Source organism: Duganella phyllosphaerae, from assembly GCF_001758785.1.
GTDB lineage: Bacteria > Pseudomonadota > Gammaproteobacteria > Burkholderiales > Burkholderiaceae_D > Rugamonas > Rugamonas phyllosphaerae.
The window spans coordinates 26057-38520 of record NZ_LROM01000151.1; the positions used below are offsets into that span (position 1 = coordinate 26057).

The 12464-nt window shown below is 65.0% G+C and carries 8 protein-coding genes and 1 pseudogene; 6 read left to right on the forward strand and 3 right to left on the reverse strand.

What is annotated here, in order from left to right; all coding sequences use genetic code 11:
• Positions 1-54 precede the first annotated feature (54 nt).
• The 3 genes from DUPY_RS25265 to DUPY_RS25275 form a co-directional block, all read right to left on the reverse strand.
• Positions 55-1059 carry a lipid A deacylase LpxR family protein gene (locus DUPY_RS25265; protein ID WP_084640890.1) on the reverse strand — a complete coding sequence of 335 codons (1005 nt, stop codon included), beginning with the start codon at positions 1057-1059 and terminating at the stop codon, positions 55-57.
• A gap of 193 nt (positions 1060-1252) precedes the next feature.
• Positions 1253-1813, reverse strand: coding sequence for a hypothetical protein (locus DUPY_RS25270; protein ID WP_070251908.1), 561 nt, complete (start codon positions 1811-1813; stop codon positions 1253-1255).
• 71 nt (positions 1814-1884) lie between these two features.
• On the reverse strand, positions 1885-3825 hold the full coding sequence (locus DUPY_RS25275; protein WP_070251909.1) for a phosphatase PAP2 family protein: 1941 nt from the start codon (positions 3823-3825) through the stop codon (positions 1885-1887).
• Positions 3826-3944: 119 nt separating this feature from the next.
• On the opposite strand from DUPY_RS25275, the gene czcI reads away from it, so the two are divergent.
• The 6 genes and pseudogenes from czcI to DUPY_RS25305 form a co-directional block, all read left to right on the forward strand.
• The gene (gene czcI / locus DUPY_RS25280; protein WP_070251917.1) at positions 3945-4340 is read left to right on the forward strand and encodes a cation efflux protein, CzcI family; all 396 of its coding nucleotides are present in this window, start codon (positions 3945-3947) and stop codon (positions 4338-4340) included.
• Between the two features lie 48 nt (positions 4341-4388).
• A complete protein-coding gene (locus tag DUPY_RS25285; protein ID WP_070251910.1) occupies positions 4389-5612 on the forward strand; it encodes a TolC family protein in 1224 nt (407 codons plus the stop codon).
• A complete protein-coding gene (locus DUPY_RS25290) occupies positions 5609-6874 on the forward strand; it encodes an efflux RND transporter periplasmic adaptor subunit (protein WP_070251911.1) in 1266 nt (421 codons plus the stop codon). The genes DUPY_RS25285 and DUPY_RS25290 overlap by 4 nt, the downstream gene beginning before the upstream one ends.
• A gap of 15 nt (positions 6875-6889) precedes the next feature.
• Positions 6890-10024, forward strand: coding sequence for an efflux RND transporter permease subunit (locus DUPY_RS25295; RefSeq protein WP_070251912.1), 3135 nt, complete (start codon positions 6890-6892; stop codon positions 10022-10024).
• A 69-nt stretch (positions 10025-10093) separates the two neighbouring features.
• The gene (locus tag DUPY_RS25300; protein ID WP_070251913.1) at positions 10094-10504 is read left to right on the forward strand and encodes a hypothetical protein; all 411 of its coding nucleotides are present in this window, start codon (positions 10094-10096) and stop codon (positions 10502-10504) included.
• Positions 10505-11235: 731 nt separating this feature from the next.
• Positions 11236-12464, forward strand: a pseudogene (locus tag DUPY_RS25305) (heme utilization protein); the annotation flags it as partial.

Consider the following 12464-nt stretch of genomic DNA (forward strand, 5'->3'; position numbering starts at 1 on the left):
TGATGATGGGGTCGGACCCTCCTGGGCTCGCCCCCTTTTTGCTGGAGGGCAGCTTTAGCGCAGCGCGGTGGTGTAAGTGAGCGAACCGTAGGCCTTGCGCCGGCCGTTGCCGGTGGTCAGCGCGCTGGTGTTTTGCAGCGAGAACGACAGCGACGAGTCGCCCCAGCCGTAGGCGATGCCGGCCTGGCCGATCAGCTGCGACTCGCGCAGCTCGGCGCGGGTACCGCCGGGCGGCAGGTCGTTGCTGATGCCGGCGTGCGAGAAGAAATGGTCGCCGTGCACGGCCAGGTACACCATCCAGCCACGGCCGAAAATCAACGGGTCGCCGCTGCGCGCCAGTTGCCGCACCGACGACGCATAGCTGTGTTTGAGCGACGTGCCGTAGCGCAGCATCATGCTGCCACCCAGTGACGACAGCATATTGCCGGCCTCGCCGCCGCCGAGCACGATCGCGTCTAGCGACGGCGCCGCGCTGTCGCCATCGCCGCTGGCAAAGCGCACCGCGCGGTAGCGCTCGATGCCGTACAGCAGCCGGTTCGAGACCTGGCTGTCCCAGCCCTGCGGCCGGGTCGAGCCGGTAATGCGGTGGATGAAGGTTTGCGCCTGGCGCGCACCCGAGGCCGGGCCGATCATGCCCAGGTTGAGGCTGAACATGTCGGCCACGTCGCCTTGCACCGACACCTGCGCCGCGCGCACCCACAGCGCACCCAGGTACGGTGCGTCCATCGGGTTCGGCTCCTTGGTGGTGATGTCGCGCGGGGTGATCATCACCTGGTTGAGCGAGATCGACGTCATCGCCGCCGGTCCCACCGCCAGCCACGGCGCCACCGGCGCCAGCAGCCAGTCCGGCGCCAGCGCGGTTTCGCCGGGCGTCGTGCTGCGAATATAGGCGACGGCCAGACCGTTGGTATAGCCGCCGCCGTCGGTGCCGGCAAATACATCGTTTTGCAGCATCACTGCCAGGTGCTTTTCTTCGGCGCGGGCAGTGCCGGCAGCGGCGAGCGCGCCCAGGGTGAGCAAGGCAACGGAGAGGCGCGCGGCAAGTGTTGTCGGTGTCATGTTGAGGTCAAAGAGGGAAGGGACGGTCGGCGGATTGCCGGTTCCATACCATCGAGTCTGCGGACCGGCTTGATGCCGGTCAAGCGAACTTGTCGCCCGAGCGTGAGAAAGGACACCGTGGAGGGCAAACGGTCATCACTTTGGGGGAGGTGTGCCATACCATGGGTAAGCCATCCCCCTTCTCAAAGTCTGGTCACTTCGATTTTGGCTTGCGCGCGAGGATGTCGGCGATTTGCTTCTTTTCCTTGTCGCTCGCCTTGCGCAGCAGCGTCTCGTGCTCTTCGGCCACGGCCACCGCGCGCTCGAGGTCGGGCGTGATGGCCGCCGACTTGCCGATCCGGTAGGTGACATAACCGGTCAGCAGGCAGGCTGCCAGTGCGCAGGCGATATAGCCGGCGTTCCACAGCGCGGCGCGGCCGTGGGCGCGCTGCAGGTCGCTGCACACGAGCTCAGCCTGTTTGCTGGCGGCGGTCAGTTGCCCGACTGCGGCGGCCACGGCTTTGTTGGCCGCCTCGGTGGCTGCGCGCGAGGCTTCGCGGGCGCTGGCCTCCACGATGGCGGCGGCGCGCGCTTCCACGTTGGCCGCTTCCGCGATGCGGCCGTCGATCTGGTTCAGGCTGATGTTGGCCATGCGGATCAGCTTGTCGCAGCTGGCCACCTGGCGCGTGAAATTCTGCAGGTCGGCCTGCAAGCGGTCGGCCTGGGTGTTGAAGAACTCGCCTTGCGGATGCGCGGTCAGGTCGTCTTTGTTCATCAGGGCTTCCGATAGAAAAGGGGCGTGCTGCACACCGTGCAACACGCCCCAATCATAACCCCAGGCGCGGATTAGTTGGTGACCGTCAAAGTCAGCGTGGTGCCGCTGTAGGTCGGCGTGACCTTGGCAAAGCCCGCTACCGTGATGGTGGTGAACGTGCCTTGCAGGCGCCCGGCGTTCAGCACGGTGATGGTGTCGCCGGCTTTAGGCTTGTAGCTGCCCGGGAACTTGACGTTCAACGCGCCGCCGCCGATGGTGGCGTCACCAGCCACGGTCATGCCGGCCTGGGTGGCGGACAGGGCGTTGATTTCCAGCGCGGTGGCGCCGGCCAGCTGGGTGTACTTGCCGCCCACCTTGACCGGGGTGGCCGCATTGGCGACCAGGGTGCCGCCGCTGACGTACACGTCGCCGGCGCCAAACGCAGCGGCGGAGATCGCTTCCAGGATGCCGGCGGTCAGCTCGGTGCCGCCGGTCCAGGTGTTGTTGCCACCCAGTTTCAGGGCGCCCGTGCCTTGCTTGACCAGCTTGCCGGTACCGTTGATGTCGTTACGCCAGCGGTCGGCCGCGTTGAAGCCGCCCTTGGTCGCATCCATATTGACCACGACATTGCCCTTGAAGGCGGCATAGCCGTCGGCCGCCGCGAACAGGTTCAAACGGCCCCAGCCTTCAGGATCGTCCATCACCGGGTAGCCGGAAGCGAGCGCGGTGGTTTTCAGCACCACGCGGCGCTGGTCGGCGCTCAGGTACGGCAAACGGGTTTCGATCAGCACTTCGGCGCCCTTCGGCACCACGGCTGCGGCGGTGGTGCTGGCGATTTGCGGGAAACCGTAGGTGCTGCGGCGGATGTAGTTGGCCTTGTTGGTAGCGTAGTCGGCAAAGCGGTCGGTGGCCAGGGTGCCCGATTGCGCGAACGACGCGTAGGTGGTGGCGGTGGTGGACGTGGCGGCCATCAGCGTGGTGTGGGCTTGGGCGTAGGCGTTGGCTTTCAGGGTTTGGTTGGCCGGATCGACCAGGTTGCCGGCGACGACCGCTTCGCCGTGGATACGGCCGCTCAATACGTCCAGCGGCGAGTGCATGCCAGCCAGGATGCGCGATTCGCCCAGTTCCAGGCCACGACTGAGGATTTCCTGGAAGCGCTCCGGCACCACGTAGGCCATCACCAGCGCGTTGCGCATCGCTTCGGCCGAGTGACCGCTGGTAAAGCCGCCATCGGTGGTCGGGGTCGGCGAGCGCGCCGGCAGCAGCGCCGGCACCACTTGCACCGCCGAGCTCCAGCGGTATGGCCGCGCGTACTTGTAGAAGCGCTTGGCCGGTTCGGTCGAACCATTGGCGCCGACCGAGTTGACGAAATCGACCACGGTGCCGAAGTTGGCGTTGGCAGTGCCGCCCACGCCGTTGTTGTTGCCGCCGTCGTTGTACAACACGGTGGTGGCGTCGGCCGGCACGGTGTTGATGGTGGTGGTTTGCTGGGTCGATGCGCGCCAGGCGCCGGTCAGCGGGCCCATGGCGTCGGTCACGCTATAGCCCTTGCCACGACGGTCGTCGAAGTAGGCCAGCGTGGCCTGGTCGGCGGTGCGGGTGGTGGTGGCCTTGACCACGTAGTCGATATTGTAGTTGTGGACAGTGGCGTTGCGGATGGTGCCGCCGTTGGTGCCGTCGTTCGGCACGCCGGTCCAGGCGGAGGCGGCCACGGCAGGGAAGGCGCCCACGGCCGGCGCGGTCTGGCCGGCATCGACCAGCTGGGTCAGCGGGGTCCAGATGTCGAGCATGCCGGCCAGCACGCGCACGCCGGCGTTGGTCTCGAGCGTGGCGTAGCGGGCGTCGCCGCGCTGGTTGGTGGCGATGGTGTCGACAAACGCGGTCACGGCCGGTACCGGCGCCGACTCGGCTGCGCCCTGGTCGGCCGGTGCGGCCGGAATGACCAGCGGGCCTTCATGGTAGGTGCCACCGCAGGCGCTGAGCGCGATGGCGATGCTGAGGGCGAGGATGAGCGGGCGTGGCGAAACTTGCATGTCGAGTCCAAGGCTGATGAAAGAGGCCATAGGGTAATGACCGGATGTGACGTCCTTGTTACAAGCGGGTCGCGGGATGAAAAAAATTCTTGCTGCACGTTGTTTGCTACAATCGGCGGGTGAAAAAATTCCTGCTCATTATTTTGCTGACCATCTTGCCGATCCAGTACGCCTGGTCGATGGCGGCCGTGTATTGCCAGCACGAGCAGTTGAATGAAAAGCACCCGGTCTCGCACTTCGGCCACCACGGCCACCAGCACCAGGCGCAAGCCGGCGACGAGGACGATGATCACCAGCCGGGCAAGACCAAGGTCCACAGCGACTGCGAAGTCTGCCATCACGCGGTGCAGGCCTCCGTGCTCGACGCGCCGGGTGTGGCCACGCCCGCCACCAGCAGTGGTTACGCGCCGCCCGCCACTGCCCAATATCTATCCCATATCGCCGAAGGGCCGCCCCGGCCCAATTGGCTGCTCGTTGCCGAGATAGGTTCTCGTGCGACGAGACCCTCGTTTTAGCCCTGACGCCACCGTCTCGTCGAACTTCCCCCACACCTGGAGAATTCGATGGTCAAGTATTTCCTGCCGCTCTGGTTAGCGGCATGGCCGGCGCTCGCGCTGGCCGCCTCCGAGCCGGCTGCGCCGCTCACCTTGCACACCGCGCTGGCGCTCGCTGCCGAAGCCAATGCCGACCTGTCGGCCGCGCGCCACGAACTGGCGGCCACCGACGGCGCCGTGCAGCAGGCCGGCCTGCTGCCCAACCCCACGCTCGAAGTCGAACGGGTCGACCGCAAGCGCGCCGACGATGCCCGGGAAACCACGTTTTTACTGAGCCAGCCGCTGGAACTGGGCGGCAAGCGCGGCGCCCGCATGCAGGCTGCCGAGCACACACGCGACAGCGCCGCCGCCGCGCTTGGCGCGCGCCAGGCCGAGATCCGCGCCAACGTCATCGACGCCTGGTTCGCGGTGCTGGCCGCGCAGGAGCAACTGCGGCTGGCGCAGGAATCGTCGGAGCTGGCGCAGCGCGCGGCGCAGGCGACCGGCCGCCGGGTTATCGCCGGCAAGGTCTCGCCAGTCGAAGAAACCCGCGCCAAGGTGGCCGCTGCCACGGTCACGCTGGAACTGCTGCGCGCGCGCAGCGAACTGGCGGTGGCCCGTAAAAAGCTGGCGGCCATGTGGGGCAACCCTTCGCCGCGCTTCGACAAGGCCGATGGCGACATCGACCTGCTGCCGTCGCTGCCCGACCAGGCGTTGCTGCACCACCGCCTGGCGCAGGCGCCGGCCATGGCGCTGGCGCGTTCGGAACTGGCGAGCCGGCAGTCGCTGGCGCAGGTGGAACTGTCCAAACGCGTGCCCGACATCACGCTCAACCTGGGCCGCAAGCGCTCGGAGGAACTGGGGCGCTCGCAGCTGATCGTGGGTTTCTCGGTGCCGCTGCCGCTGTTCGACCGCAACCAGGGCAATGTGCTGGAAACCGCGCGCCGGGTGGACAAGGCACGCGACGAATTGTCATCGACCGTGCTGCGGCTCGACTCGGAGCTGGCGCAGGCGCGCGAGGACTTCGACCTGGCCCGCGCGCAGGCGCTGGCGCTGCGCACCGACATCGTGCCCGGCGCGCAAAGTGCGTACGCGGCCGCTTCCACCGGTTTTGAAAACGGCAAGTTCGGCTTCCTCGACGTGCTCGACGCCCAGCGCACGCTGCTCGAAGCCCGGTCCCAATACCTGAACGCCCTGGCGCAGGCGCACCGCGCCCATGCCGCCATCATCCGCATCCTCGGAGCAGAACAATGAACCAACGACAAAAAATCATTATCGCCGTCATGGCGGTGATCGGCCTGCTGCTGGCGGCGTGGATCCTGGTGCCCAAATCACCGGGGGACGCTCACGACGCCCACAACGACCACGGCAACGAAGGCGGCGAGCAAGCGCCGGCCAAAGCCGTGACTGCGGCAGCGGCGCCTGCGGGGGAACACGCGCACGAGGAGGGCGCGGAAAAAATCACCCTCGATGCCGCGCAAGTCAAAGCTGCCGGCATCGTGCTGGCCGCTGCCGCACCGGCAAAAATCAGCGTGGTCACCTCGCTGCCCGGCGAGATCCGTTTTAACGAAGACCGCACCGCCCACGTGGTGCCCAAGCTGGCCGGCGTGGTGATGGAAGTGCACGCGGACCTGGGCCAGAGCGTGAAGCAAGGGCAGGTACTGGCGGTGATCGCCAGCAGCGGCCTGTCCGACCAGCGCAGCGAACTGCTGTCGGCGCAGCGCCGCCTGGCCCTGGCATCGACCACCCTCGAGCGCGAAAAACGCCTGTGGCAGGACAAGATCTCGGCCGAGCAGGATTATTTGCAGGCGCAGCAGGCCATGAGCGAGGCGGAGATCGCGGTGCAGAACGCGCGCCAGAAACTCGATGCCATCGGCGCCGGCGCTGGTTCCGGTACCGGTTCCGGTAAAAACCTGAGCCGCCTGGAACTGCGCGCGCCATTCTCCGGCGTGGTGATGGAAAAGCACCTGGCGCAGGGCGAGGCAGTCAAGGAAGACGCCATCGTCTTCACGCTGTCCGACCTCTCCACCGTGTGGGCCGAAATCGCCGTGCCGCCGCGCGACCTCAACCTGATGCGGGTGGGCGAGACGGTGACCGTCAAGGCCACCGCGTTTGCGGCGCAAGCGCAGGGCAAGATCATCTACGTGGGTGAGCTGCTGGGCGAGCAAACCCGCACCGCCAAGGCGCGCGTGGCGCTGGCCAACCCGGACCGCGCCTGGCGCCCGGGCCTGTTCATCACGGTCGATGTGCTGTCGGGGTCTGCCAGTAACAACGCCAATGCCGCCGACGCCGCAGTGGCGGTGGCGGCCGACGCAGTGCAGATGGTCGAGGAAAAGCCGGTGGTGTTCGTGGAAGTCGCCGGCGGCTTCCAGGCCCAGCCGGTGAAACTGGGACGCAGCGACGGCAAGATGACCGAAGTGCTCGCCGGCCTCAAGCCGGGCGCCCGCTACGTGGCTGCCGGCAGCTTCGTGCTCAAGGCGGAGCTGGGCAAAGACAGCGCCGAACACACCCACTAAAGACCGGAGAAACCCATGTTCGAACGTCTGATTCAATTTGCCATCGGCCAGCGGTCCTTGGTGATGCTGGTGGTCGCCGCGATGGCTGCGCTGGGCATCTACAACTATCAAAAGCTGCCGATCGACGCAGTGCCCGACATCACCAACGTGCAGGTGCAGATCAACACGTCGGCGCCCGGCTACTCGCCGCTGGAGACCGAGCAGCGCGTGACCTTCCCGCTCGAAACCGTGATGGCCGGTCTGCCGCACCTCGAGCAAACCCGCTCGCTGTCGCGCTATGGCCTGTCGCAGATCACCGTCATTTTCAAGGACGGCACCGATATCTTTTTTGCGCGGCAACTGGTCAACGAGCGTTTGCAGGAGGCGCGCAACCAGCTGCCGGCCGGCGTGGCGCCGGCCATGGGGCCGATATCCACCGGCCTCGGTGAGATCTACCTGTGGACGGTGGAGACCAAGGAGGGCGCCAAAAAGGCCGACGACACGCCGTACACGCCCACCGACCTGCGCGAGATCCAGGACTGGATCATCAAGCCGCAGTTGCGCAATGTGCCGGGCGTGACCGAGATCAATTCCATCGGCGGCTATGCCAAGGAGTACCAGGTGGCGCCCGATCCGCAGCGCCTGGCCTCGTACGGCCTGACCTTGCAGGACGTGGTGGCGGCCCTGAATCGCAACAACGGCAACGCCAGCGCCGGCTACATCGAAAAGCGCGGCGAGCAGCTGCTGGTGCGCGCGCCGGGGCAGGTGCAGTCGCTCGAAGACATCCGCAACATCATCCTGGCCAATGCCGGCGGGGTGCCGGTGCGCGTGCGCGACGTGGCCGAGGTGCTGATCGGGCGCGAACTGCGCACCGGCGCGGCCACCGAGAATGGCCGCGAAGTGGTGCTCGGGACGGTGTTCATGCTGATCGGCCAGAACAGCCGCGCCGTGTCGCTGGCGGTCGATAAAAAAATGGTGGAGATCAACCGCAGCCTGCCGGCCGGCGTGGTGGCGGTCACCGTGTACGACCGCACGGTATTGGTGGACAAGGCGATCAGCACGGTCAGGAAAAATCTGCTCGAAGGCGCGGTGCTGGTGATCGCCGTGCTGTTTGTATTCCTCGGCAATATCCGCGCGGCGATCATTACCGCCATGGTGATTCCGCTGGCGATGCTGTTCACCTTTACCGGCATGGTCACCTTCAAGGTCAGCGCCAATTTGCTGAGCCTGGGCGCGCTGGACTTCGGCATCATTGTCGATGGCGCGGTGGTGATCGTGGAGAACTGCGTGCGGCGGCTGGCGCACGCACAGGTGCGGGCGGGCCGCAAGCTCACCCGCGCCGAGCGCTTCGTCGAAGTGTTTGCGGCGGCGAAAGAGGCGCGCCGCCCGCTCTTGTATGGCCAGTTGATCATCATGGTCGTGTACCTGCCGATCTTTGCGCTCACCGGCGTGGAGGGCCGCATGTTCCACCCGATGGCGTTGACGGTGGTGATGGCGTTAGCTGGCGCCATGCTGCTGTCGATTACCTTCATTCCGGCCGCGGTGGCGCTGTTCATCGGCGACAACGTGGTGGAAAAGGAGCAGAAAAAACTGGGCGCCTGGTATGGCCGCGTGCTGGAACGCGTGCTGGCCGACACGCCGGTGGTGCTGGCGTTTGCCGGCATCTCGGTGGTGCTGTCGGTGCTGCTGGCCACGCGCCTGGGCAGCGAGTTCGTGCCAAGCCTCAATGAAGGCGACTTTGCCATCCAGGCGCTGCGCATCCCCGGCACCAGCCTGACGCAATCGGTGGACATGCAAAAACAGATCGAGGTCACACTGAAGAACAAGTACCCCGAGATCGACCGCATTTTCGCCCGCACCGGCACCGCGGAAATCGCGTCCGACCCGATGCCGCCCAATATCTCGGACGGTTACATCATGCTCAAGCCGCAGTCGGACTGGCCCAAACCCCGTAAAACCCGCGACGAGCTGCTGGCGGACATCCAGGCCACGCTGGCGCGCTTGCCCGGCAATGGCTACGAGTTTTCGCAGCCGATCCAGCTGCGGTTCAACGAGCTGATCTCGGGCGTGCGCAGCGACGTGGCGGTCAAGCTGTTCGGCGACGACACCGACGTGCTGAACGACACCGCCGCCAAAATCGCCACCACTCTTGGCGGCGTGGCCGGCGCCGCCGAAGTCAAAGTCGAGCAGACCACCGGCTTGCCGATGCTCACCGTGCAGATCGACCGCGAGAAGACCGCGCGCTATGGCCTCAACGTGGGCGATGTGCAGGACACGATTGCCACCGCCATCGGCGGCGCCGAGGCCGGGACCATGTTCGAGGGCGACCGCCGCTTCGACATCGTGGTGCGCCTGCCGGACGCGCAGCGGCAGGACCTCGAAGCGCTGCGCCGGTTGCCGGTGCCGCTGCCCAGGAGCACGGCAGGCGCGGCAGGCGCGGCGGGCGTCAATTTCATTCCGCTGGGCGAAGTGGCGACTTTTAATATCGCCCCCGGCCCCAACCAGATCAGCCGCGAGGACGGCAAGCGGCGGGTGGTCATCAGCGCCAACGTGCGCGGGCGCGACATCGGCTCGTTCGTGGCCGAGGCGGAAACCGCGTTGCGCACCCAGGTCCAGGTGCCGGCCGGTTACTGGACGGCGTGGGGCGGCCAGTTCGAGCAGTTGCAGTCGGCGTCGCAGCGCCTGCAACTGGTGGTGCCGCTGGCCCTGGCGCTGGTGCTGATCCTGCTGTTTGCCATGTTCGGCAGCCTGAAGGACGGCTTGCTGGTATTTAGCGGCATTCCGTTCGCGCTCACCGGCGGCATCGCCGCGCTGGCGCTGCGCGGCATTCCACTGTCGATTTCGGCGGCGGTGGGCTTTATCGCGTTGTCCGGCGTGGCGGTGCTCAACGGCCTGGTGCTGATCTCGTTCATCCGCAAGCTGCGCGAAGACGGCCTGACGGTGGAGCAGGCCATCCGCGCGGGTGCGCTGGGCCGGCTGCGGCCGGTGTTGATGACGGCGCTGGTGGCATCGCTCGGTTTCGTGCCGATGGCGCTGGCCACCGGCACCGGCGCCGAGGTGCAGCGCCCGCTGGCCACGGTGGTCATCGGCGGCATTTTGTCTTCCACCGCGTTGACCCTGCTGGTGTTGCCATTGTTGTATCGGCTGGTGCATGGCCGCAGGACGGCCTGAGTGAGCTGTGCGTTGCAGGGTACAATTCTGCGGCGCGCACCGGGCGCGGTTAGTCGAAGAGATCACCAGATGCAGGAATTTGAAAAATGGCTGGCGCGGGTACTGTTATTGAATAGCGCGCTGGCGCTGGCCGTCAGCCTCGGCTTGCTCGGTCCGCAGCAGGCGGGCGGTGCGCTGGCAGTTGTGTTCGGCGTGGCCATGCTCGGTTTCCTGGCGGCCGTGCTGTCGCTCAGGCGCATGATCAGCGGTCTGATCGGCGGTATCTTCTATTACCTGCCCCAGGTGGGCAGTTATTTTCCCTACGACGGCAGCTGGCAGTTCAGCGTCAAGGCGGGCGTGAGCCTGGGCCTGGTGGCGCGGTTCGGCCATGGCGTGTTCGTCCTCAACGTGGTGGCGCTGGTCCTGCTGGCCGCCACGGCAACAGTACTGGTCTGGCGCCTGCGTCACATCCCATCCTCTCAAGCGCCGTCCGCGCGCTGAAAACAACTGTCTTTAATGCAAGTCATTGTCCGGTCACAACATTGATGCACAGTATGATTTCACAAAGTTACGATTGTGAAATACTGTTGTAGAAACGATGTTTTAATGCCATTAATCAAGGTTAATTTTGTGAAAGTAATACAAGGTGGCCGATTTTGCATCTTTATTGCCCCCTAAATATTGTCTGAAAGTTGGTTGCTTCAACGAGACAACGCGGCAAATAAATTCTTTTCAGCAAGTAAGTCAGCTATACTTTGCGTTACTTTGGACGTTCCGGGTAGCTGGTCAGCTCCCCATCGTTTGAAAAAAATATATTGTTTTCAAAGGCTTGTATTTTTGAGTCGACAATGGATCAAGCCGCAATCAGATATTTTTCCTAATGGGAATAAGTTTACTCAGCGGAAGATTCCTGCCGGTCGCCCTGTATCCATGCTGCCAGCTGGCTTTCCCCTTCGGGCACTTTTACCCCGAATTCTCGTGGTGAATTAGATAAGAAATAGTTTTTGCATATTACGCAATAAAAAAAGCTCGTACCGTTTGCTAAAGTTAACATTTTTGTTGACGTAAAGAACGATACGAGCGCCTTGTTGCGGCGGTACTCACGGCTTGGTTATAAATACATATTAATAAAACGGCATATTGCCACTGACGAAGGCCAACGACGACGGACAGGGCCGTTGTTAACTTTTGGACAGACATCGAATCAGCGCCTTCTTTTAGGAGATTTACACATGGGCTATTTCACCGGTTTAAGCACGCAAAACGTTGCGGCCATCACCACCACGCAGATCGCCGCGTTGGGCACTTCCAATTTCACGGATCTGACGTCGGATCAGATTGTGGCGTTGACCACGAACCAGGTGATGGCGCTGCGTTCGCAGCAAATAGCCGCCATCTCCACCGCTACCATCTCGCGCATGGCCACCGAGGACTTCGCCGCCCTCACCACCAGCGCTCTGAACGGCCTGACCACCGCGCAAGTGCGCGCGCTGTCGTCCGACCAGATCGTCGCGCTGACCACCAGCCAGGCCGGCGCGCTGACCACCGCGCAAGTTGCCGCCTTCGGTACCGAGGCCATCGTGGCCATGGAAACCGCTGATTTCGTCGCCCTCAAGACCGCCTCGATCGCCGCGTTGACCACCGCCCAGGTCAAAGCCCTGACCACTGACCAGATCGTCGCGCTGTCCACCGCCGCCGCCAACGCCTTGACCAGCCAGCAAGTGGCCGCCTTCACCACCGACGCCATCGTCGCGCTGGAAACGGCCGACCTGGCTGCGCTGAAAACCGCCTCGATCGCCGCGCTGACTTCCGCGCAAGTGGCCGCCCTGACCACCACCCAGGTGCAGGCGCTGTCCACCGCATCGCTGTCGGCACTGTCCACCGCCAACATCGCCAGCGGCCTGACTTCCGACCAGATCGTCGCGCTGAGCTCGAACCAGATCGCCGGCCTGACCACCGCGCAAGTGGCGGCACTGTCGACCAGCAACCTGGTGGCCATCGAAGTGGCCGACCTGGCCGGCATCACCACCGCCGGTATCGCCGCTCTGAAATCGAATCAAATCGCCGCACTGACCACCAACCAGCTGGTAGCCCTGTCCACCGGCCAGATCGTGGCACTGACCACCGCTGGCGCTGCCGCGCTGACCACCGACCAGATCGTCGCGCTGACCACCACCCAGGCTGGCGTACTGACCAGCCAGCAAGTGGCCGGCCTGTCCACCGCCGCGATTGCCGCGCTGGAAACGTCTGATTTCGCCGCCCTGAAAACCGCCAGCCTGGCCGCGCTGACCACCAACCAGGTCCGTGCCCTGACGACCGACCAGGTGGTGGCCCTGACCACCGCCGGCGCCAACGCGCTGACCACTGCGCAAGTCGCTGCCCTGACCACCGACGCCATCGTCGCCATGGAAACGGCCGACCTGGCTGCGCTGAAAACCGCCGCGTTCGCCGGCCTGACCTC

What these genes read in the sequence shown, in the direction of transcription:
- DUPY_RS25265 (WP_084640890.1), bottom strand. Translation starts at nt 1,059, where the DNA reads ATGACACCGACAACACTTGCCGCGCGCCTCTCCGTTGCCTTGCTCACC.
- DUPY_RS25270 (WP_070251908.1), bottom strand. Translation starts at nt 1,813, where the DNA reads ATGAACAAAGACGACCTGACCGCGCATCCGCAAGGCGAGTTCTTCAAC.
- DUPY_RS25275 (WP_070251909.1), bottom strand. Translation starts at nt 3,825, where the DNA reads ATGCAAGTTTCGCCACGCCCGCTCATCCTCGCCCTCAGCATCGCCATC.
- DUPY_RS25285 (WP_070251910.1), top strand. Translation starts at nt 4,389, where the DNA reads ATGGTCAAGTATTTCCTGCCGCTCTGGTTAGCGGCATGGCCGGCGCTC.
- DUPY_RS25290 (WP_070251911.1), top strand. Translation starts at nt 5,609, where the DNA reads ATGAACCAACGACAAAAAATCATTATCGCCGTCATGGCGGTGATCGGC.
- DUPY_RS25300 (WP_070251913.1), top strand. Translation starts at nt 10,094, where the DNA reads ATGCAGGAATTTGAAAAATGGCTGGCGCGGGTACTGTTATTGAATAGC.
- DUPY_RS25295 (WP_070251912.1), top strand. Translation starts at nt 6,890, where the DNA reads ATGTTCGAACGTCTGATTCAATTTGCCATCGGCCAGCGGTCCTTGGTG.